We start from the raw sequence: 22,585 nt of genomic DNA on the forward strand, positions 1-22,585 counted from the left end.
TTTAAGGACAAAAATGGTGGTCTATGCTGCCGCTAAAAGGATGTGAAGCAATTGTCCATTAAGCCGGTAGAATTTCAGGTAATGCTTCCTAAGACTTCGGAAGTATCGAAAATGAATAGCGACCAACTGAATAAGAACCTGGTGATTCAACAGCAGCAATCCCAAATGTTCCAGCAGAAATCGGAAGTGAACACCAGGCAAGTGCATGCGCAGGATAAGGCCTATGAAGTGACAATAAAAGAAAGGCAGGAAAAAAATAAAAGGGAAGGGCAAAAGAAGGACAACAAAAAGGATTCTGAAAATCATAAGGAAAAAAGCGATACCGGCATAAAAACCAGCAAAATAGATATTAGGATTTGATGCCCTATTCAGTATCTGATGGCAGGGTTCAGAGCCCAGACCGCTTAAAACTGCTGTACCAGCATTGCATATGATAAATAAGGTGGGTTAAATGTAAAAATGAGTCAATTTTATATTAGTTTGATTTTTATAGGCATCGTATTAATAATAGTCGCTTTCGTTGGAATATTATACGACAAAAAGAGCTCTATGGATTATATGGGGCGTGTTGATACCAAAAAAAGAGAGCTTGAAGAAGTAATAAAAGATGCGGAAATGATGTTGCAGGAGATGAACAGGTTTTCTGAGTATTTATTAGATCAGATGGAAACCAAGTACAGCAGGCTTAGTAGTGTCAACAGTATTGAAAAGGCCGACGAGCATGTTTATGATATTGAAAATGCCGAGAAGGAGCGCCTTTATTTGCGTTCAGAGATGAACAGGACTGCGGACAAAACACAAAAATCCGGTATTTCCTATGAGGCATCTTCAAAGGTAGAAGCGGAAACTCGGGATGAATTGTATCCTATGGGCAAGGGAGTACCCGCAAAAGAGGTGCCGGCAAAGAATACTGATTCTGCTGTGAAGAACGTGAAGTATGAAACTGTTGTCACTCTCTCTAAAGAAGGACTTGGTATTTCCGATATAGCCAAAAAGCTCGGCGTTGGAAAAGGAGAAATTGAGCTGATTCTTGAGTTGAAGAATCAGAGTACGCATTCTTAAGATTTTAGTCATGAAAAAGGACACTTTTGGGTGAGGGTTATCCGAAATTATCTATGTAGTTCTCAGGTTTTAAGAGGATAATGGTCGTAAATTTTATTGTGAATTTGGGACTTTTGGCTTATATCACAGGAAGTTCCCTTTAAAATAAAGCAGTAGCTGCCAAAAGATGTATTAACCGAATATTTCTTGCAAGTACGATTTTTTATGGAGGAAAGATGAAGCACTTTCATATAAAGAGCATTTTATTAGGAATAGGAATTGGTATTATCCTTACTTCGATAATGAGCTTGATCTACCTGGCCGGAGCACAACCGGAAGCCAAATTGAACGATGAAGAGATAATCGAAAAAGCTAAAGCCCTGGGGATGGTGGAGGCAGACAGCATATTTGGAAATAGGAACGGAAGCCAAGGTACCACACAGGATGGGACAGAAGACTTGAAGGAGGATACGGCACCTGGCACAGGTGAAAATGCAGATAACATAAATCCTGCGGAGGATAACGGCCAACAGAAGGATCAGACCCTAGGGGAAGCAGATGGGCAGAACAGCCAGGCATCAGACAAAAAGGATAAAGAACTTGAGCAAGCTGCAGGAAATGTAGGGGAAGATGGCGGACAAGCCCCATCGGAAGCAGCAAGTCAGGAAAATCCGGAGGAAGGGCAGGATAAGGCCGAAGAACCGGTGAAAAACGACGATGAAGAATCAGGTGCCGAAAAGAAGGAAAATAACGGTGCTAAAAAGGCTTCGTTAGGTGATGTCATAGAATTTTTCATTGCCAGGGGAGCTACTTCGGAGGAGATTGCAGAAACCTTGAGCAGCTGTGGATTAATCAGCGACAAAAATGAGTTTACTTCAATTATTACTAAAAAGAACCTCACCAGAAAAATCGAAGCAGGCACATATTATATTAGAAAAGGCACTGATGTGGAAACTATTATAAAGATCATTACAAATCAATACTAAATTAAATTTTATGTAAAAAATCTTATAAAAAAGTGTTGATTTCTTCAACGGTTTATGTTACTATATTTAAGCGACGGTTAAATGACGCCGAAGTGGTGAAATTGGCAGACGCACTGGACTCAAAATCCAGCGGTAGCAATACCATGTCGGTTCGAGTCCGACCTTCGGCACCAAGACTTTCGGGAATTTCTCGAAAGTCTTTTATTTTTGTGTAGACACTTTTTTACCCCATTTATATTATCCTTCGCAGCTTGTAGTATAGTCGTGAATGATATAGATAAAGTATTTCATAAAGTCTAACAAAATAATTTTGCTGGTGAGATTGGGTCAGCAATATCTCTTGTGTGTAAGTCTATCAGAAATGATTGTTTAAGTGGTTTTATCCCATCCTTTGATATCTCGTTTTTCCTTTGCTTAATATCAGAGATTTTACTGTCGTTACATAAAGATTACCCCCCTATGTCAAAAACTCCTTTGATTTCTTTATTCCTTCCGGTATAGTAAGTACAACAAATACAGCAAAGGGTTTTATTTTGCCTCTTACTAATTTATCACTGCCATAGCCTTTGTTCTGTGAGGCTTTAATTGGATGCAGGTAATGAAAGCTTCGTAGGATGAGGGTACAAGTCGGTTATTATAAAATAATATCAATTATAATTCTTGACAAAATAATTCGTAAAAATAGGAAGTTTATGTGAGGTATGTTATAATTATCTATAAGGGTATTTTAAAGGAAGAGATGGGGCTAATAATACCGGAAGGGCTTGTGATAATCTTATGTTTGAACAGGATTACCTGATGAGAATAATAAAGGATTTGGTAAGGGCTTTGGCAAAAATCCTTCTAAACAAAGATACCGTTGCTTATGAATTATCGGATGAGAGTAACTACACACATACTGATCATTTACATATAAAATTACTCGAATTGATAAAGCAAGGCAACATAAATGAAGCTGAGAATCTATTATTTGAAGAGCTGGATACTAAAAATAAAAAGTACATTGAGCTGGCTTTGGACTTTTACAACAGATTGAGCAATCTTGAGGATGATTTTTTAGAAAGAAGCAATTTTTCCAGAGAAGAAATAGAGCAAGGTTTAAAAGCTATTGCCAAAGAAATGGGAGTATTACTATAACTATACTAAATATCTGAACATGCGTAAACTGATTATATGAACTTAAACAGTGGTGGGGCATTGCAAATCGATACCACCGTCGTTTTGCATTTACAGACCAAATATGGAAATCTCCAAATAAATCCCCCTATGCAAACCGATAAGCATAGTGCCAATGGTGCAGCAAGGCAAACTCCATATGTTTTGAGGGCAGCTGCATGCACCATTAGGGCAGCTTTTGCTCTATTGGCAAAACCATAAGTAAAACATTAAAAGGCACAGAATAAAGCTCCTAACAGGACGCAAGTATTGATTTATAAATATACGCAAAAAGCGAAAGGAACGGTGCTAAACATTATTGCTTTTATGTAACCATTATTAATTACGGTTTGAACATGAAGGGAATGTGTACAAGTGAAAAATCATGAAGGAGTGGCATAAATGAGACGCATAGTTAAAGTATACAGGAATCTGCTTGGCATAATGTATTCGGAACGCCCATTCATCATCTTTTTGACTATTGTGACTGCGATGCTCTCCGGTGCATCAAATCCCATCTTTGTTTGGGTAAACAGACAGGTGCTCAATCTGGGCATGGATGTTGCTGCGGGGAAGATTGCATTTTCGGAATATATGCCTTATCTGGTGCTGTTTGTTGCCTGTGCATTGCTGCCACAGTTGTTCAGCATGCTTCTATGGACATACATTGATCCGGCCTGTGAGCTGATCCTGCGCACTGCTTATAAGGGCAGGATGATGCAAAAGCTCAAAAGAATGCGCTATGAACATCTGGAAAGCCAGGCTTCCATGGAGATCATCGACAAGGCATATGATCGCGCCGAAATAGCGGCACAGCACTTGTTTCCGAAGTACATGTACAATGCGATTACTTCCTTCGTTGCAGTGGCTGGTATACTATATCAGTTTGGCGTAGTGCGTTGGTGGCTGCCCATCACCCTTATTGCGCCCTTCGTGCTGGAAACATATCTGTCGTATATAAATCATTTCAACATCTACGAAGAGATGGAAACATATTGGAAAAGAGAACGGGAATATGAAATTCTGGGCGATATGCTGAAATCCAGAGAATATGTGAAGGAAAACCGGTTATTCGGGTCATCGGATTTTCTGATCAATACATATAAATCACGCCTGAATGGGCGTAACAGGGAATACGAGAGATATTACTTCATGTATCTGAAAAAGCATTTCACCAGCCAGAACATCTCCAGGTTTGCACAAATCGGGAATGCACTGCTGCTGCTCTGGATTTACTCCCAGGGTGGAATTGACATCGGTCAGCTTATTGCGCTCACATTGTCGATTTTTACATCCCTATGGAATAGCTTGCGTGAGTATACATATATCTTTCAGGGGACTGGGTATCACATAAAAGCGTTTGAATATTACGAAAAATATTTCAACCTCAGTGAGGACAGCTATGGCAAGATGGACGAAATGCCGGAGGATACTTCCATCGAATTTGACAACGTATGCTTTACATACCCCGGCACCGATAAGCAGATTCTACATAATTTGAGCTTTACCATAAAAAGCGGCGAGAAGGTTTCCATCGTCGGAGAGAATGGTGAGGGTAAAACCACCATGGTTAAACTGCTGCTTGGATTGTTCCAACCGGACAGCGGACAAATTCGAGTGGGTGGCCGGCCGCTTTCCGACTATTCGCAGTCGGTAAGGGAAAGGCTGTTCGGTCCGGTGTTTCAGGATTTTGCCAAATACAGCATTTCGTTGAATGAAAATATCGGTGTGGGCGATATGGACAAGATAAATGACAAATTTGCAATTGATGCCGCCATGAAGAAGGCTAAGGTGGATGTATTTGCCAGCAAACTGGCTGAGGGCGGTGATACGCTCTTGGGGCGTGACTTTGAGGGTGGTGTGGACATCTCCGGTGGGCAGTGGCAGCGTGTTGCAATTGCCCGGGCCTTCATGGGGGACAAGCCGATTTTGATTCTCGACGAGCCAACCAGCCAGCTGGATCCGATGGCTGAGAGCGAGCTCTACTCTGAATTTGCCGAAATGTCTGCCGGTAAGACGGCTATCTTCATCACTCACCGTCTTGGATCGACGATGATCACCGAGCGCATCCTGGTGATATCCGGTGGCAAGGTTGTTCAAAGCGGCTCTCATGCAGAACTTATGGCACAGGGTGGATTGTATGCCGACATGTTCAACTCGCAGAAACAGTGGTATGTGAAAAACGGAGAGGTGGCATAAAATGATTGACAGAACTACAAGACTCGAACAGAATATTGAACATGAGAATAAACCATCCATTAAACATCTTTTTCGACTATGGGTGTTTGTTTTCTCCTCAACAAAGGTAATCAGCAGCATCTATTTGGGACTGTTCATCGTGCTTTCGTTCCTCAGGCCGACACTGGCTTTCTTGTGGGGAAAATATATCACAACAGTCAAAGGCTACACGAAAGGGCATAATCTGCTGCCGGCAGTTTTCTTACTGATTGGTTATTTCATTATCAGCTTTGCTGCTGATCTGATAGAGAGTTATATGGCGGCCAACGGTGACGGGGACTTGGAACAGCTCGACCTGGTACAGGCAAACCGCCAACAGGAGCTGATGCACTCAAAGATGTTCAAAAAGCTAAGCCGCGTTTCTTCCGAGTACTTCGAAATCGCCAAATTAAACGATGAGACCGAGCAGGTGTTCAATTTTGCCGGTGATGGCTGGGGTGGAGTAAACCGGCAGGTGATGCTGAACAGCTATATTGTGATTGCCAAAATTGTATCGGTGTTGTCCATAGCGGCATCGCTGTTTGTTTTCAACCCGTGGTTGTGCCTTATCGTATTGATTGCACCGCTTCCAACACTGTGGACTACAACGATTGGTGAAAAGCTGCGTTTTAAATTCGTAAGGAAAAACACAAAGCTGGTGCGCAGGATCGATTATTTTCAGAGCTTGATGCTGTCGTCTGCCAGCAAGGAAATGAAGACGCTTGGGCTGTATGACTTTTTCTATAATAAATGGAAAACACATGCTGACGAATATACTATGAAGGAGAAAAAGCTGATCCGCAATCAGACAGCAATCGAGATGGCAAACAGCTTCTTGGTGAACTCAGCCAACGTAGGAAGCATGGTGTTTGCTATAACATTGTTTACCACAGGACAATTGTCTCTGGGTGAATTAGGTGCTGCTATATCGCTGGTAGGTACGCTTATGAATGACTCAAGTCAACTGCTTTCAAGCATTGCGTCATTCTTATCCAAAAAGAACAACGCCGCACAGTTCTTTGACTTGATGGACCTGCCGGAGCAAAAGGATGAAGGCAAAGCGATGGGAACCTTCGATGTGCTGAGGGCAAAGGGATTGAAATATCGTTATCCTCTGACCGGCCGATATGTGCTGAATGGTATCGACCTTACCATCAAAAAAGGAGAAAAGGTGGCGTTTGTCGGTGAAAACGGCGAGGGCAAGACCACGTTTGTAAAGCTTATCACCGGACTCATCCAGCCGTCGGATGGTGAATTGACGATCAATGGAACATCCGCAGGGGAGCTGAATCCTATTGATCGCTACAGGAATCAGAGCACAGTAATGCAGAACCCATCGCGATACTTCACATTTACGGTAAGAGACAATGTGTATCTGGGCGACACAATGAGGGCGCGCGACGAGGGTGCAATTGATGCAGCGCTGAAGTTTGCTGGCTTTGAGGGACAAGATGGTGATGAGATGTTGGGCAAGGATATCGGTGGTATCGATCTGTCCGGTGGACAGTGGCAGAAACTCGCCATCGCGCGCGCAGCATACCGGAATCGTGACTTCATCATTCTCGACGAACCGACCAGCAACTTAGACCCATTAGCCGAAGCAGAGGTGTTTCAAAAGTACATTGAATTGGCTGAGGACAAGACAGTCATCTTTGTCACCCATCGTATTTCCGTGGCAGCTCTGGCTGACCGCATTGTGGTGTTCAAGGGAGGAAAAGTCCTGCAGGATGGCACGCACGAAGAGCTGATTGCGCAGGACGGTGAATATTCGCGCTTATATAAAGAGCAAGCAAAGTGGTATAACCGCTAAGGACTTATACATGATAAAGAATTTCAGGATTATATAAAATCAGTTTGAATTCAACTAATCGGGATGGATGATTGCTGTTCCGAAAGGATTTAAAGCACATAACAATCAATACATCCATTATTAGCTGAATTCATTCCTGAACTATATAGAGAAGTAATTTATGTATAATACATGTAAAATGCTTGTAGTTATATTCTTACATATTATATAATCGAATAAGCAATCAATCGTAATACATTATGAAGAATACTAAAATTAAAGGGGGAAATTATTTTGGACAAGAAAAAAGCATTATACATTGTTCCAATGGTTGTAGGACTTTTACTGATAATATTTGCACCTATGCTTGGAAATAATGTTGAATTACACTCAATATATGAAGATGCTACACGCTCATATTTCACCTATATTGCATATACAATAGCATTTTCAATTTTTGGATTGGCTATTTTCCTTTCAGGAGTTATAGGATACTATATGGGCAGCAGGAATCAATAATTTAAGTACATAAGATAGGGTATATTTTTTCATTATGATCATGCTGCATAATATTTTTTAATTGAAATAGGAGATAAATCCAGTGGATATAGATGAAAGAGTGGAGCTTCAAGCTATAACATAAAAATAGATGATATTTTTTCAAAGGAAAGAGATTTGATTGCCAAACACCTTTCGGATATTCATGTTGGACAGTATTATTGAAGCATAGATACTACGGAACATTCTTTAAATCCACATTAAGGGAACTTGATAAGTTCCCTTTAAAAATCCCATCTTGCCAACACATATCCAAACATAGCCAAACTCAGTACATGGAGCATTTTTTATAGATTCTTCGTATGTCAAAAACTCAAAGGCCAGCGCAGTAAAAGCAATAACCTTTACCTGATATTGAGCATAGAATAGAATATGTTGCATGTTAGTGGAAGGGAGAGTAAGCTATATGCAAATATTCTATACGGTACGTACCGGCGATACTTTAAGCAATATAGCGGCACGTTGGTTTATACCCCTGCAGTCCTTAATTGCAGCCAATAATCTTTCACCACCGTATTTAATTTATCCCGGACAGCAGTTGTCCATGCCTCCCGGAGTATCTACATATGTTGTAAGGCCAGGTGATTCCATATACTCAATATCGATAAAATATGGAATACCTATGGATAAGATTATTCAGGACAATGGTATTGAGCCGCCTTATGTCATCATGCCCGGTACGGTATTGACGGTTTCGGAAGGCGTGCCTTTTTATGTGGTCAGACCCGGAGACACTCTGTATAATATAGCATCAAGATATAATGTGACTGTAAACGGGCAGCCGAGACCGGATATGATCATAGCCGAAAACCCAGGACTCACACCGAATATAACACCTGGTATGAGGCTTTTAATACCGTATCCACCGGCTGGAGGAACCGGGCGCATAGCAGCCATTATAGATGACGGTATTAATAGCTTCATTCAGATTTTTGATCCGGTCACTGAAAGCAGATATGAAATTCTTGTTGACAGGGGAGACAGAAATTCAAGGATTTTTTGGTCTCCGCGCCAGGATAGGATAGCATATATAGATAGCAGAGGAATTATATCGGTTATTGATGTCTCAACAAGACGCATTGCACGAATTGATCAGATATCTTTCCCCGCATTTGTCGACTGGTCCACGGATGGTAGATTGTTGGTTTATTCTACCGGGAGAGTAATAAGGATTTATAATGTCGTGAATCATACATTTTATGCAATTCGGCGTGCCGGTGCTTCCTATGTCCAATGGTTTCCCAACGGCAGGGAACTGCTGTTTGAGGCAAAGGATTCTTCCGGCTTAAGCCAGCTTTACAGGATTGATGCTGATGGCGGAAATGAAAGGCGTATTACCAATAACGCCAATGGACCATTGAATGATGTGAGATTATCTCCGAATGGAGCTTTTGTTCTATATACCACCCCTGGGGCAAGCATATCGGAGATATATATCATGGATCTGGCTACAGGAGAATTGAGCAAGATACCGGGAGGACCGGAAGCGAAAAACTACTATCCGACTTGGTCTCCTGACTCTGCAAAAATAGCATACAGCTCAACTCAGTTTATCAACAGCAGATATTACTCCCTTATCCGGGTATCGGATGTGAAAGGGGAAAGGGATGCCACTGTGGCTATAGCAAGCTGCTATGCGACTCCTGTCACATGGTCGCCTGACAGCAGGAAAATAGCTTATATGTCGGGCTGCAGAGAAGATGTTCCTCCTGTGGAAGTGTGGAGTATAGATTTGGAAAGGCCAGTTCCTATAAGCATTTTGGATGGATTCTTATTTTATGATATTGATTGGGCTCCCACAAGATGAGTAGGAGATTGACATAAAACCTGTATTGAAGTGAAAATAGATACTGATATTGTATTATAAGAGGGGGGTGCGGACATAAAGTTGGACAATTGAGACTCGGGAAGGAGTAGCAATACGTGTATTCAAAATATCAGCGAAAAAAGGCATTGCAACTTTATGACCAATGTAAATCTGTAAGTAAGGTTATTCAATAACTGGGATATCCAACTCGAAAAAGACTGTATGATTGGATTGCCGAGCGTAATTCCCTGCCAAGCAGAAAAGCTCCCAGACAAAAATATAACAATACTCCTGAACATCCTAGACATCCACCACTTGAACTTAAGCTTGAAGCAATTAAGCGTTGCTTTGAAATGGGAGAGAATGTACAATTAGTATCAGAAGAAATTGGATATAGCAGAGCCAGTATCTATACGTGGCGAAAAAAGTATATCCTGAAAGGAGCTGCTGGACTTATGAATACCAGTGACAACCCCCGTGGTAAATTGCCCCCAGGAGATACAGTCTCTTTCAAAGAGGTTGAACAGTTGAAAGCTCAGATACTGGATATGCAGTTAGAAATAGATATCCTAAAGGAGACACTAGATGTCTTAAAAAAAGACCCAGGCGCCGATATAACAGTTCTCAAGAATCGGGAGAAGGCAGTGATTATCGGTGTCCTGAAAGATAAGTATTCACTGCCATTGCTTCTACATAAACTTAATCTGCCAAAAAGCAGTTATTATTATCAATGTAATCGGATGAAGTGTTCCGATAAATATGCAACATTACGTACTCGTATTATAGAATTATTCAATAAAACCACGGAGAGATATGGATATCGAAGAATTTATGCATTATTAGTCAAAGAAGGCATTCGTGTATCGGAAAAGGTAGTAAGAAAAACCATGCCTGAAGATAAGTTGATAGTGCGAGACAAACGCAGAAATAAATACAATTCATATAAAGGTGATATTTCACCTGAGGTTCCCAATATCGTTAAACGTGATTTTCATGCTGATGCACCAAATAAAAAGTGGCTTACTGATATAACAGAGTTCGCTATTCCAGCCGGAAAGGTATATCTGTCACCTATAGTAGATTGTTTTGACGGAATGCTTCCTGCATGGAGAATAAGCACAACACCGGATGCCCAACTAGTCAACAGTATGTTAGATGATGCAATAAGTACCCTTAATAATAATGAACATCCAATCATCCATACAGATCAAGGTTGCCATTATCGATGGCCGGGCTGGATATCTAGAATGGATAATGCAGGCCTATGCAGATCCATGTCAAAGAAAGGATGTTCACCAGATAATTCAGCTTGTGAAGGATTTTTTGGAAGATTGAAAAATGAAATATTTTACAATCGTAATTGGGCAGGTGTAACTATAGAACAATTTATAGGAATCCTTAATGACTATCTTATATGGTATAATGAAACTAGAATTAAAATATCACTTGGAAATATGAGTTCATTGGAGTACCGACGAAGTCTTGGATTAGCCTCTTAAGCTGTCCAAGAAAACGTCCGCACCCCCTAGCCTAAACTAACGCTCATAACTGTCAAAACAAGGTGAGCCGCACACGGAGGTCGCGTCCTTGAAAACCATTGAATGCTGGTTTTTGAAGGAATCAGCGGGATGATTCCTATAAAGTCATTCCACAGGAGCGATAATTGATACTTCAATGTTATTTTTGTGTATCTATTAATAATCACTTCGTAACTATGTGAGTTTGTCTATGACAATTACTGTTTTTTAACGTTTTATAAAAAATAATGTTGCTTAATTCTAATATACATTTTCAGGGTATTAAAATAATTATATACAGTACTTACGCAAAACAAAATGATCCTTGAAAAATAAAGATTTCACGCACTTAATTTGTCCCAAATGGTTGTTGCGAGAGGATTTGAGACAGTATTTACCTCTTTACCTGTCCGGTCTTTGGATGTTACATTAATAATGTACACAATACCGTTGACTTTAACCTGGACAATGTCCTGCAGGAAGCTGATGGTTTCACCCATGGTATTCAAATTATTCTGTATCTGCAAAATCTGCACGAATACAGAAGTTATGAACACCAAGGAGAAGTGACCCTCAAGTTTTCTAATAGACCGGACTTGAACTTTTTCAAAGTTCAGAAACTGCTTGATGTCTCTGAAGAATACTTCAATGTCCCAACGGCAAAGGTATTTCTTGAGGATGTCTTGAGCAGCTACACCGGGCAAGTCAGTAATGATAAATCTGGTGTTTTGGATAGATGCGTTATAGCCGTTTTTGACTATTGCCATCATGGTGTTACCCACACCAGGTAAGATTACCGATAAAGCCTTGATGTAGAAGCCTGTACCGGGGTAGTACCTGTACTGTTTCTTGCTAAACAGCAGGCTTATGGTCTTAACGTTAAAGTTAACCCTGTTGTTGTACAGCACTTTGCGGTTATTCTTTATCATGCAGACATAGTGGTAACCGCACTCTGAGAGCTTTTGCAGGAGCTCTTTACAGGAATACCAGGTGTCGAATGTGACGTATTCGGCAGCCAAACCAAATTTGTGGGCGAAGGATATCATACGTATGGCTAGTTCAACCTTGGTATGATATTCTTCACACTTTTCTTCCGGTTTCCATATCCGAAACGCCACGGGGATTTTAATCCAACCATTAGACCATAGAAGGACTACAATGTGCATTCCCCAGACATACCGATTATTTGTGTGATCGTATACATAAGATGTCGGGAAAATGCTCTTGCCGAAAGGCTTCCTGATAATCACATCATCGATGATCAAATATCCAAGACCAGCCGTTTGTGACTGTATTGCCTGGATGAACAGGATCATGATATTTGTGTTATTAATAGAAAGCAACGGCAGCAGCCTTGTTATGGCATCATGGGATACCCAGTACAGCTTCTGCGCAATATATGTTGCTGTAGGATTATTAAACAGGATTATACCCATACATGCTGCAACGAAGACCAGTGTATACTTCTCAGGGAACAAAAACTTATCCAAATTGAACTTTCTCACCAGTTCAGTAATAATATCGTGAATGCCGTGCTTGGCAACGGTTATGTCGGAAATGCAATTTTTGGTAGACCTCATGGAACCCCTGCCAAAAGAATAGCATAATTCGAAAACTGGTGAATAGCTGTAATATATGGAAACCTCAATGCAACAACCTTTTAAGCTATATTCTGTTTTCAAAGTGCTGATATGACTTGTTTATGTTACTTTTGCGTAAGTACTATTATATAGTAAGCGCTTAATATAAGTGCGCATAGAAGTTTATCCGTCCATATGAGATAATCCATCCAAAAGTCTTTAGACTTTTTCGAGTTTTTCGACTCTGACTAAAAAGTCTAGAATCTCTAAGGAGGCTATCTCAATATGGATAAAATCACAAATGCCAAAACTGAATTCCGACTCAAGCAGTGGAGCAAGATTATCCAAGCCTGCCAAACCAGTGGAATGACAGTTGTCAGTTGGTGCAGCCAGAACAATGTAAAAATTAAATCGTACTACTACTGGCTGCGAAGAATCCGCACCTTGGCGTGTGAGACCGGATCACTTGTACCTCAGAAACCGGAACAAGAAATTGTCCCAGTACCATTTCACCAGACAAAGGTATCTGCAGCAGTCACAATCCACTTGCCTTCTTTTTGTGTTGATATACATGACGGAACTTCCAGAGAAACCATCGAGGCAGTTCTGTCGGCATTGAAAAGCATATGTTAGGCGATATTACAAGGGCAGAAGATATCTACATTGTCTGCGGGTACTCAGACATGAGAAAGTCAATTGATGGATTAGCGGCTATTATCAAAGAGACATTTGGCATGGATCCCTTTTCTCCGAGCCTGTTCCTCTTCTGTGGGAGACGTCGTGATCGTCTCAAAGCTCTCTTCTGGGAAGGAGACGGTTTTGTACTGCTATATAAGCGTCTTGAGAATGGGAACTTTAAATGGCCCCGTACACCGGAGCAAGCAAGACGGCTTACCCAGCAGGAATTCCGGTGGCTGATGGAGGGTCTGACGATAGATCAACCCAAAGCAATACGAAAAGCAAGAACAGGCGAAATCTACTGATAAAAAAGTGCGTAAAAGTATTGATTTTACAGCATTTAAGCTGGATTTTTCAGGTGAAATATGGTACAATTTATAATGTACCCTATAGCTTGGACACTTTGGGTTTTCAAAACCCTTACCATCGGACATTAGGTTTTTGAAAAAACCCTACATTTCGGACAATAGATTTTATATAATCCCTGTTGTTCGGACACATGCATTTTCAAAACCCTATATTCCGGACAAGAACGGTTTTTGACTTCAATTCAGATGCATATTACAATAAATGTAGTTGGATTGGAGGCATATATGGCAAATAAGAAATTTACCCCAGAAGAAATGTCCGAGTTAAGAAAAAGCAAGTATGTTCTGGATGTATCACCAAGCACTGTACACTTCTCTGCGGAATTCAAAAAAGAATTCTGGAATGCACTAATGCAAGGGAAATTACCAAAAGATATAGTTAAATCTCTTGGCATTAATCCCGAGATACTAGGCGAAATAAGGATTGGCGGATTAAAAACAATGATCCGTAATGAAGTAAAAAAAGGCAATGGATTCCGTGACTTGAATACTTATATGCAAGCTGGAAACGGCTATATGTCAGCAGAAAACAGGATTAAATACCTAGAGATGCAACTGGCATATAAGGAGCAAGAGATAGAGTTTCTAAAAAAAATTGTATCTTTAGATCCGGAGGCACGGGAATTATGATCATTCCTGCAAATGCCAAGTATAAAATCATACAAGAAACAGTAGCACTGCATGGGAATCTTTTAAATGTTTCTGTCCTGTGCGAAATCGCTGGTGTTTCTAGATCCGGCTATTATCACTATCTCACTACAGAAGAAGTTAGAAAACAGAAAGAAGAACAGGATCAACAGGATTTTCTTCTCATCATAGAAGCATATAAACACAGAGGATATGATAAGGGTGCACGTGGGATTTATATGAGATTACTGCATCAGACTCCACCGGTTGTCATGAACATAAAAAAGATTCGGCGTCTTATGAAGAAGTATGGATTAAAATGCCCAATTCGCAAAGCAAATCCATACAGACGTATAGCAAAAGCGATAGGTACTTCCTATGTCGCTCCAAATCTCCTGAATCGCGAGTTTGAGGAACATGGACCACGGAAAGTTCTGCTTACAGATATCACATATATTATTAACGGTAGAGCACCTAGATGCTATATGTCTACTATTATAGATGCCTGTACAAAAGAACTCCTAGCATGGGTAGTGAGTCCATCTTTGGAAGTTGATTTTGTACTTGAGACAGTGAATCAGCTCATTGAAAAACATGGGATTTCCTTAACGGCAGAAACCCTAATCCACAGTGATCAAGGGTCACATTACACTAGTCTTAGTTTTATACAGCTGATTAAAAACAGCGAATTAAGGCAGTCAATGTCCAGAAGGGCAAACTGCTGGGATAACGCTCCGCAAGAGTCCTTCTTCGGACATATGAAGGATGAAATTCATATCGAAGAGTGTAACACTTATGAAGAAATCCTATCAGCAATAACTGACTGGACAGAGTATTATAACTACGAAAGATATCAATGGGATTTAGCAAAGCTATCTCCTGCAGAGTATTACAAATATTTAACAACTGGCGAGTATCCACTAAATATACCCAAGCCAAATGGATTCAAGGAGAGCTGATGGGAAGGCAGCGTTTATGCCGCGAAAGCCTCTTGACAATGAGAGCCCGGCATGTTAGGCTATCTGACCGGGCATCAACCACCTCCAGAGCCCTTCTGCCTTGTTCAGCATGGGGGATGCCTCTGATGCCAGCAAACATGCCGGCAGAGGCTCGTTGTCAAGAGGATCGTGGAATAAATGCGGAAACCTGACTCCGAAACACCGGTATGGTAGTACTCAAAGTCCGGGACAGGTGAATCAACAGCCACTGAATACTCATTTATGAATTGAAATCAAAAACTCATTTTGTCCTTGACAAAGGGTACACTTTAATTATCTTATGCAAAAGATAAATTTTACAGGGCTTACGCCAGAACAAATTGAATATGTTTCCACTCTGGAAAAAATAGTGGAAAACCAGCAAATCCGTATCAACCAGCTTACAGAGCTTCTTATCAAATCCCAAAAAGCTCTATACGGCCAATCCAGCGAAAAGCGTCGTTATGTTTTAGGAGAAGACAACGATCAAATCTCACTTTTCAACGAAGCAGAGGTCGAAGCGAACAACAAAGCAGAAGAACCTACCGTACAGACAATTGTGGCTGCCCATACCAGAAAACCTAAAAGAACAAAGGAAGAACTGGCACAGACAGTTCCTGTAGTGGAGGTTGTTTGTGACCTTGACGAGGACAAGCGCTCTTGCGGTATTTGCCAGGCTGACCTTAGATATCTGGGCAAGGAGCATGTCAGGGATGAACTTGAGATTATCCCTGCCCAAGTAAGAGTATTGAGATACATTCGTTTTAATTATGTGTGTACCGTCTGCGAGAAGGAAACCGGAGATGCCAACATTGTCAAAGCGCCGGTTCCAGCCCCGGTCATGAAACGCAGCCTTGCTTCTGCCTCAACAGTTGCTTATGTTATGTATCAGAAATATGCCAACGGAATGCCTTTATACCGGCAGGAGAAAGACTGGGCAAATCAGGGGGTGACACTTTCCAGAGCCACCCTGGCAAACTGGATCATACGTCCAAGCCATGAATGGCTTGAACCAATGTACAATGCCATTCATAAGCACTTGATTTCCGAACCCCTGATTCATGCAGACGAAACTGTACTGCAGGTATTAAAAGAACCGGGACGGAAAGCAACGACAGAATCGCGGATGTGGGTCTACACTTCCGGGCGAAGTCCAACCCCGGCTGTTTTATTTGAATACCAACCGACACGATCCGGCCAGCATGCCCGAAGATTTCTTGAGGGTTTTTCGGGTTACCTTCAGACAGATGGCTATAGTGGCTACAATGCAGTGCCTGATGTTATACATTGTGGATGTTGGGCTCATTTACAACGCAAATTCGAAGAAGCAATTCCCCAGGGGGCTGACACTAAGACTTCCAAGGCGGCTATCGGATATGATTATTGTAACCGTCTGTTTGCCATGGACAAGAAATGGGAGGAACTATCCGCTGAAAGGCGGTATGAAGAACGACTTAAAAATATGAAACCCCTTCTTGATGAGTTCTGGGAATGGGTGCAACAACTAAATCCGCTGCCAAACTCCAATCTGGGGAAAGCGATCACATATGCATTGAATCAAAAGGAATCATTGAATCGTTTCCTGTTGGATGGACGAATCGAGCTTTCCAACAATCGAGCCGAAAATGCCATTCGTCCGTATGTCACAGGCAGGAAGAACTGGCTGTTTGCCGACACAACTCGCGGAGCCAAGGCCAGTGCTATTGTCTACAGCATGATAGAAACTGCCAAAGCAAATCAACTTAATCCATATATGTATTTGGTGCATCTACTGACAAATTTACCAAGCTTAAAGGAATTGACGCATGAATCTCTGACACCTTATCTACCGTGGTCACCTGAACTACCCTCCTGGTGCCGTAATGATTCATACAAGGCACCCTAAAATTAAGCGCTTACATTATATATAAATATATATAAATATATATAAATATGAATTATTTTACACTATTCCCATTCCTTTGAGTTAATACCATGAAATTCAGCAACTTTCTTAAACATTACCTTCAAATCTTTATAAAAACTTTCTATTTGCTCCTCATTCTCAAAATTATTAACCCAGTGCTTAAAAAGCAATTCAAAAAATTGCTTATGCTTTTTAAATACAGTCTTGCTTAATTCTCTTGTAACACCTTTAGTCGACTTACCTTGGGAATGCAACTCCTGAATCTTATCTTTAATATTAGTTATATCAGGAAGAATGTTATCTCTGAAATACAACTTTGTATAACCAAGATGTAGAATAGTTTCATCTGTCCAAAAGGGATCATCATTGTCATATAGTTGAATAGAATAATCCATAATAAGTTTTTCTGGTGATTCTGCTCCTGGTAAAGTTATCACACATTTTTTATAATCCTTTTTTTTACTTTGATCTCCATCCAAAATGCAAATTGATTGCATTGTAGACTTGAGTAAATACGTATCTTCAAAAATGCTTAATAAATTGGAAGCACCAATATTTGCCTCTACAAAGTGGAAAAAACTACGTATTTTTGCAAAACCTTCTCCATTTTTCGTGCTATAATAGTCAAAGAGAATTCGCAGAAATAATCTAGCCTCTTCGTCTTCTGTGAAAATTGGAATGGTCTTATTTAAATAGATATTATCTCTAGTTATAGAATAGAGATACATCCTTATTTTATATATGTCCGGAGAATCCAATTTTACAACTGAAGTTATATTATCAATTAAGTAAACAACATTATGATTTTTATGTAAAGCATACTCTATCAAAGATAGACTATGACTAGTAAAGAAAATTTGTATTTTGTAGTCATGTGAATATTGACTAAACAAGTCTAATATTTTGAATTGCAAGGAGGGATGCAAGGTAGCATCTAACTCATCAATTAGTAACACGCTTTCTACTGGATTACAGCTTTGAATACTGTTAAAATAGTATTTTAGAGATACAAGAGCAGTGATAAGGATAAATAGATTATCTTCTCCAGCTGAAATAGTATTTGAATCAATACCATCATGGTCACTGAAAAACTCTGAACGTATTTTTATATTTCCCATTTTCTGAGGAGAAGTAGATGAAATTGTAAGCCCAGTAAATTGTCTGTAAATATCTGCGATTTCTTTTTGATACGTTAAAGGTAAACTCTTTTTTATACTTTCAATTTCATCATCATTTTGAAATTCTCCAAATGGAAAAAGTCGCGACAATCCTAAATAGATTACGGGACAACGGGGCAAAGAGTCTGATGTTCCTTTTCGATAAAATGGTTTAACTGCATATCGATTATTAAGAGTCGAATTATGTCGTCGGAAGTTCAAAGGATTTCTATCAAAATATTTAACTGTGAAAAGCGCCCCTTTTAGACCTCTAGCAGGATCATTATATTGCTTATCGCCGCGAGTCAAACTTTCAATTTTTGGGTTTATTACTTTATTTACCTTATTAATAATTTCTAAACAGCTGTTATCAACAAGCCAAGAGCAGCTTCTATTTACTAATTGAAAGGAATTGCTAATTATATGAAGAAGTGAAGTCTTACAAGTTCCATTTGTACCGGAAATTACATTGATGCCACGTGAAAATTCAAATTCTAAATTTTTAATTTTTCTATATTGTACAATTGACAGCTTTTCAACCATTATTACTTCTCTCCTTTAACGGTATGCTAATGAATGTGCAACTAGTTAATTAGAATTTTTGCTTAAACCATTCACATTTTCACATCTTTTATGACATAATTCAATTATTTTCTTATATTATATAATGGTGTAGTACTTATCACAATAGATTGTGGTATAATTTGTAACAATGAAAAGATTCTAAATTTCTTTTATACTGGATATCTCATTTACAGCATATACTCAAACTTTATAGTTTCTAGAAGCCAGCTAGTTCATCATATTACTTTTTATTCTGTTCAGCATGTTGACAGCAAGATTCACCTTCTTGTGATTTTGCTGTGCCTGCTTTTTCTTATCATAGCATTTTTCCTTTTTTTCGTCCTTTTAGCAAAATCCACTTGTTTTAAACCAAATAAAGAAAAATGTTTTATATTCTTCCTAAAACGTAAGCAAGCAAATATATCAAAATTTAGGTGCTTCTAATGGATACCCTAAAAAAGCCTGTCGTAAATTTTAAAACTGGCAGACTTGTTCATGTAACTGATGAATAAGTTTCCTTTTAAAAAGGAAACTAGCAAATAAACTATTATAATTGAACCGCATTTCCAACAGGAAACGGCGGTAATGGTAAGTTTGATATTAATAATTCTTTACCTTTTGTACGGATTTTAGACGCACATGAGTAATCTAGAAAAAAGGGTCTATATTGTGCTCCTGTATCGCTATAAAGTCCGCAAATAAATGGTGCATCATCGTAACTAATAAGCCAGTCTAAGTGGCGAACTTCTCTAACATATTTGGAAAGTGTTATATGGTCTTGTTTAGTGTAAAAATGCCGATATATTTTTGAACCTTTTTCATAATATGGTGGATCAAAATATGCAAAACAACTTTCTTGTAAGAAACGAGCATTTTGTGTCTTCATAAATGCAATTGCATCATTACAATAAACCTCTACACTATCTCGATATTTCGCAAGATGTTTAATAATACTAATAATGCGTGTTTTGTTAAAGCGACAGTCAATATTATATTGAGAGGTTTGGTTGATGCCACCAATTGGGTTTGCTTTTAAAATACCAGAAAAATTTGTACGATTAAAAAACAATCCAGCAAAACCCAAATCTAAAATAGAGGCTTGATTTACGTCTGTAATTTGTCGATAGTGATTTAACTGATGCCACGTTTCTATTGTGATAGGAGTATTTAATATTCTCTCACATAGATCATCAGTTAAAGAAAATACACTTTTCCAAAATGCATATATTAAGATATCTTTTTCACAAAGGATGAGCGAATGAATAGATTTTCGTTGTAAAAGTTCTAATCCTACAACTGCACTTCCTGCATAAGGTTCAATAAAACAACATCCTTGCAGATTATTTTCATGTAATAAATCATCTATATAATCTATAAGTGTTCTTTTTGCCCCCGGATAACGTAGGGGGTTAATTGTCTCTGGCATAAAATCACATCCTTACGGTAACGAATCAATAATGCTTTGAATTAAATAGAACATTCCACCACAAGCTATACCTTCTAAAGTGTCTGAGGAAACTCTAATATTTTCAGGACGATGGATATTAGCATTTAAAAAATCGCGATGAGATGCGGCGATAACCCTATCAAATGCATCAACCATTTCACGCTTTGGAAGAACAGTTGTCTTGTAAGTACTGGACTTAATAAAGTTTTCTATTCCGTTTAAAGTAGGGAAGGACTTTCGTGGGACTGTTGCGCAATAAGCTCCCCATAAATTCACTTGATTTAATCGCAATTTTAAAGCTTGTTCATATACAGTACGAAGTATCATACCAGTAGCAATAGGAAACATCTGGTATGCCTTTTTGCGGCCACAATTTATATTAGAGAGCTTATAAAGTTCATGTAACGCAGAAAGCAGTCCTTCATGCAAAGGGTCCCCTGGTTTCAATTTTCCTTCCCAACTGATAGTTTCAAAAAATGCTCTGGGAGGTGGTCCACCTGGAGGAGGGCCTCCAGGTGTTGAACCACTTGTTACATTATCGCTACAATTTTTGATACTGCTTGCATCTTCACCTATAGGATCTTTTGCTCCTCTTTTTACAACAGTAGCTATAGCTCTCGTTGCACTATCATCATCAGGTTTTTCGCCGGAATCGGTGATATTATCAAGTGGAATAGGATCGACTTTATTTGCTATTTCATTTGGTTCTTCTTGCACAGCCAGTTCAAGAAGAGGAATAATACCATTTATATCAGTTAAAACATTACGGGTATTTATCCTTTCTGTTATAATAGTTTCTTCAAACACTAACTGAACAATTTGATTAAATAAAGCACTATCTAACTGACTTATAGTATTATGTTCATTATCATAAGAAATTTTTAATATCTCAGAAGGTTTGACTAGTGCTCCATGAAAATGAAACTTTGCTTTAAAAACCCTTAAAAATGGGTCAATCTTCAGATCTACAATTTCTCTTGAAAAATCCGGATGACCCTCACGGTACTTATTATATGCATGCAAAAAGAATTTGTAATCTCTAATATCACTTTTAATTTCACTTTCTTTTATTCCTGTGATTTTAGCTAAGTTTTGCACAGTTCGACCAATTTGATAATTTGAAGCAAAGAACTGCTTTTTAGCAATTGGTCTCCATTGCTTAACTCCTTCAATATGACGTTTCGACATCAATTCTATAGCTGCCTCTCTATTAGGTAGAACGTCTACCTCAATAAATCGGCAATTTTCTTTAACTTTATCTGATGTTGTTGGTATTTTATGTGTAAATCCATCGGGAATTAATTCCCTGGATAACAACATTTGGAGTGAACATGTTCTTCTGTTGCCTTCTACCACAACATATTTACTACCCTTTTGTAACACTACGATTCGTTCACCCGGTAAAAGACCACCGTAGTTATTTATTGCTACTGCTAACTGACAAGTATCCTCATATGTAACCAAATACTTCCTTATATCTGCCTGTTCTTTTTTATTTAATATGACAAAACGCGGATTCTCATCATCAAGCAATAAATCTAATGGGGAAATTGTTATGGTCAAAGTATGTACACCTCCCTTATGCTATTTAAAAATTACCTATATTATTAAAAATATATAAAGCATATAAAGCAAAATGAGACATAAATATACAAAATTACTATAGCACAAAAAGAAGGGAATGCCAATAGTATGTGGGAATATTTGGAAAATTATATACAAAAGAGAATACACTCTAAAAAACCAGCAGTTTCTTATCGCTGTCCAATCTTAAACTTGCTCATTCCTGGGTAATATATTACGCTTAAACACTTTTATTTAAATAAAGTGTACATATTGTCTACACATTACATTTCTTACAAAACGGAAACATCATTTTATCTTTCAACACTTTAATACTGAAACATCGCTTTCTGTTATGAAATCAGTGAACTTCGTAAAGCAGCGAAAACTCAACATTTTCAGGCAATCTTCCTTTATATTTCTATTATTGATCCCTTGTAGTTTGATTTTTTTGTGTGCTAAGAAAACATAAGTCGAAAAGACATGTCCTCTTGCATGTTCGTTTTATTTTTGCTAAAACTGTATTTTAATATTACCGGTACTCAGTAAAATGATTACACTTAGTATATACATAAATAACCTATACTTTAGATGTTAGATAAGTATACTAGTATAAAATGCTTCAATAATATCTTCTAAAAAGATTTC

18 protein-coding genes and 1 tRNA gene are annotated in these 22,585 nt (G+C 38.9%); 15 read left to right on the forward strand and 4 right to left on the reverse strand.

The window, feature by feature from the left end; genetic code table 11:
* The first annotated feature begins 51 nt into the window (after positions 1-51).
* From CDO33_RS07890 to CDO33_RS07940, 10 genes are all read left to right on the forward strand, one after another.
* Complete coding sequence (locus tag CDO33_RS07890; RefSeq protein WP_103080700.1) at positions 52-360, forward strand: hypothetical protein; 309 nt, start codon at positions 52-54, stop codon at positions 358-360.
* Between the two features lie 120 nt (positions 361-480).
* On the forward strand, positions 481-1,062 hold the full coding sequence (locus CDO33_RS07895; RefSeq protein ID WP_103080701.1) for a DUF6115 domain-containing protein: 582 nt from the start codon (positions 481-483) through the stop codon (positions 1,060-1,062).
* Positions 1,063-1,277: 215 nt separating this feature from the next.
* Positions 1,278-2,027, forward strand: a complete 750-nt coding sequence (locus tag CDO33_RS07900) for an endolytic transglycosylase MltG (protein WP_103080702.1) — start codon at positions 1,278-1,280, stop codon at positions 2,025-2,027.
* Between the two features lie 86 nt (positions 2,028-2,113).
* Positions 2,114-2,200: transfer RNA gene (locus tag CDO33_RS07905), tRNA-Leu, on the forward strand.
* Positions 2,201-2,804: 604 nt separating this feature from the next.
* Positions 2,805-3,164 (forward strand): DUF6483 family protein, encoded by a 360-nt coding sequence (locus tag CDO33_RS07910; RefSeq protein WP_133158771.1) that lies wholly within the window; start codon positions 2,805-2,807, stop codon positions 3,162-3,164.
* A 420-nt stretch (positions 3,165-3,584) separates the two neighbouring features.
* A complete protein-coding gene (locus CDO33_RS07920) occupies positions 3,585-5,381 on the forward strand; it encodes an ABC transporter ATP-binding protein (protein ID WP_103080705.1) in 1,797 nt (598 codons plus the stop codon).
* 1 nt (position 5,382) lies between these two features.
* Complete coding sequence (locus tag CDO33_RS07925; protein WP_103080706.1) at positions 5,383-7,209, forward strand: ABC transporter ATP-binding protein; 1,827 nt, start codon at positions 5,383-5,385, stop codon at positions 7,207-7,209.
* Positions 7,210-7,482: 273 nt separating this feature from the next.
* Positions 7,483-7,707, forward strand: coding sequence for a hypothetical protein (locus tag CDO33_RS07930; protein WP_103080707.1), 225 nt, complete (start codon positions 7,483-7,485; stop codon positions 7,705-7,707).
* A gap of 445 nt (positions 7,708-8,152) precedes the next feature.
* Entirely contained in the window at positions 8,153-9,553 is a 1,401-nt protein-coding gene (locus CDO33_RS07935) for a LysM peptidoglycan-binding domain-containing protein (protein ID WP_161496448.1), read from the forward strand.
* A gap of 248 nt (positions 9,554-9,801) precedes the next feature.
* The gene (locus CDO33_RS07940; protein ID WP_274540233.1) at positions 9,802-11,052 is read left to right on the forward strand and encodes an IS3 family transposase; all 1,251 of its coding nucleotides are present in this window, start codon (positions 9,802-9,804) and stop codon (positions 11,050-11,052) included.
* A 359-nt stretch (positions 11,053-11,411) separates the two neighbouring features.
* Here the strand turns inward: CDO33_RS07940 and CDO33_RS07945 are convergent, their stop codons facing one another.
* Positions 11,412-12,650: a transposase gene (locus CDO33_RS07945; protein WP_103083335.1), complete on the reverse strand. Its 1,239-nt coding sequence runs from the start codon at positions 12,648-12,650 to the stop codon at positions 11,412-11,414.
* 285 nt (positions 12,651-12,935) lie between these two features.
* Between CDO33_RS07945 and tnpA the strand changes: the two genes are divergently transcribed.
* From tnpA to tnpC, 5 genes are all read left to right on the forward strand, one after another.
* Complete coding sequence (gene tnpA, locus CDO33_RS07950; RefSeq protein ID WP_103083352.1) at positions 12,936-13,283, forward strand: IS66 family insertion sequence element accessory protein TnpA; 348 nt, start codon at positions 12,936-12,938, stop codon at positions 13,281-13,283.
* Complete coding sequence (tnpB, locus tag CDO33_RS07955; protein ID WP_103083353.1) at positions 13,277-13,633, forward strand: IS66 family insertion sequence element accessory protein TnpB; 357 nt, start codon at positions 13,277-13,279, stop codon at positions 13,631-13,633. Before tnpA ends, tnpB begins: the two co-directional genes overlap by 7 nt.
* 288 nt (positions 13,634-13,921) lie before the next feature.
* Complete coding sequence (locus tag CDO33_RS07960; RefSeq protein ID WP_103083320.1) at positions 13,922-14,326, forward strand: HTH domain-containing protein; 405 nt, start codon at positions 13,922-13,924, stop codon at positions 14,324-14,326.
* Entirely contained in the window at positions 14,323-15,282 is a 960-nt protein-coding gene (locus tag CDO33_RS07965; RefSeq protein ID WP_103083321.1) for an IS3 family transposase, read from the forward strand. Before CDO33_RS07960 ends, CDO33_RS07965 begins: the two co-directional genes overlap by 4 nt.
* A 319-nt stretch (positions 15,283-15,601) precedes the next feature.
* The gene (tnpC, locus tag CDO33_RS07975; protein WP_103083333.1) at positions 15,602-17,185 is read left to right on the forward strand and encodes an IS66 family transposase; all 1,584 of its coding nucleotides are present in this window, start codon (positions 15,602-15,604) and stop codon (positions 17,183-17,185) included.
* Positions 17,186-17,247: 62 nt separating this feature from the next.
* On the opposite strand, the gene CDO33_RS07980 is transcribed toward tnpC, so the two are convergent.
* The 3 genes from CDO33_RS07980 to CDO33_RS07990 all read right to left on the reverse strand — a co-directional run bounded on the left by CDO33_RS07980 (position 17,248) and on the right by CDO33_RS07990 (position 21,937).
* Positions 17,248-18,906, reverse strand: coding sequence for an ATP-dependent nuclease (locus CDO33_RS07980; protein WP_103082433.1), 1,659 nt, complete (start codon positions 18,904-18,906; stop codon positions 17,248-17,250).
* 568 nt (positions 18,907-19,474) lie between these two features.
* Positions 19,475-20,353, reverse strand: a complete 879-nt coding sequence (locus CDO33_RS07985) for a DNA adenine methylase (RefSeq protein WP_103082432.1) — start codon at positions 20,351-20,353, stop codon at positions 19,475-19,477.
* 12 nt (positions 20,354-20,365) lie between these two features.
* Positions 20,366-21,937 carry a hypothetical protein gene (locus tag CDO33_RS07990; RefSeq protein ID WP_103082431.1) on the reverse strand — a complete coding sequence of 524 codons (1,572 nt, stop codon included), beginning with the start codon at positions 21,935-21,937 and terminating at the stop codon, positions 20,366-20,368.
* Between the last annotated feature and the right edge of the window lie 648 nt (positions 21,938-22,585).

This window comes from Clostridium thermosuccinogenes (assembly GCF_002896855.1).
Taxonomy (GTDB): Bacteria; Bacillota; Clostridia; order Acetivibrionales; family DSM-5807; genus Pseudoclostridium; species Pseudoclostridium thermosuccinogenes.

Bases quoted from the DNA above. Each gene is read 5' to 3' on its own strand.
- CDO33_RS07900 (WP_103080702.1), top strand. From the start codon at position 1,278: ATGAAGCACTTTCATATAAAGAGCATTTTATTAGGAATAGGAATTGGT.
- CDO33_RS07910 (WP_133158771.1), top strand. From the start codon at position 2,805: ATGTTTGAACAGGATTACCTGATGAGAATAATAAAGGATTTGGTAAGG.
- CDO33_RS07920 (WP_103080705.1), top strand. From the start codon at position 3,585: ATGAGACGCATAGTTAAAGTATACAGGAATCTGCTTGGCATAATGTAT.
- CDO33_RS07925 (WP_103080706.1), top strand. From the start codon at position 5,383: ATGATTGACAGAACTACAAGACTCGAACAGAATATTGAACATGAGAAT.
- CDO33_RS07935 (WP_161496448.1), top strand. From the start codon at position 8,153: ATGCAAATATTCTATACGGTACGTACCGGCGATACTTTAAGCAATATA.
- CDO33_RS07945 (WP_103083335.1), bottom strand. From the start codon at position 12,650: ATGAGGTCTACCAAAAATTGCATTTCCGACATAACCGTTGCCAAGCAC.
- tnpA (WP_103083352.1), top strand. From the start codon at position 12,936: ATGGATAAAATCACAAATGCCAAAACTGAATTCCGACTCAAGCAGTGG.
- tnpB (WP_103083353.1), top strand. From the start codon at position 13,277: ATGTTAGGCGATATTACAAGGGCAGAAGATATCTACATTGTCTGCGGG.
- CDO33_RS07960 (WP_103083320.1), top strand. From the start codon at position 13,922: ATGGCAAATAAGAAATTTACCCCAGAAGAAATGTCCGAGTTAAGAAAA.
- CDO33_RS07965 (WP_103083321.1), top strand. From the start codon at position 14,323: ATGATCATTCCTGCAAATGCCAAGTATAAAATCATACAAGAAACAGTA.
- tnpC (WP_103083333.1), top strand. From the start codon at position 15,602: ATGCAAAAGATAAATTTTACAGGGCTTACGCCAGAACAAATTGAATAT.
- CDO33_RS07980 (WP_103082433.1), bottom strand. From the start codon at position 18,906: ATGGTTGAAAAGCTGTCAATTGTACAATATAGAAAAATTAAAAATTTA.
- CDO33_RS07985 (WP_103082432.1), bottom strand. From the start codon at position 20,353: ATGCCAGAGACAATTAACCCCCTACGTTATCCGGGGGCAAAAAGAACA.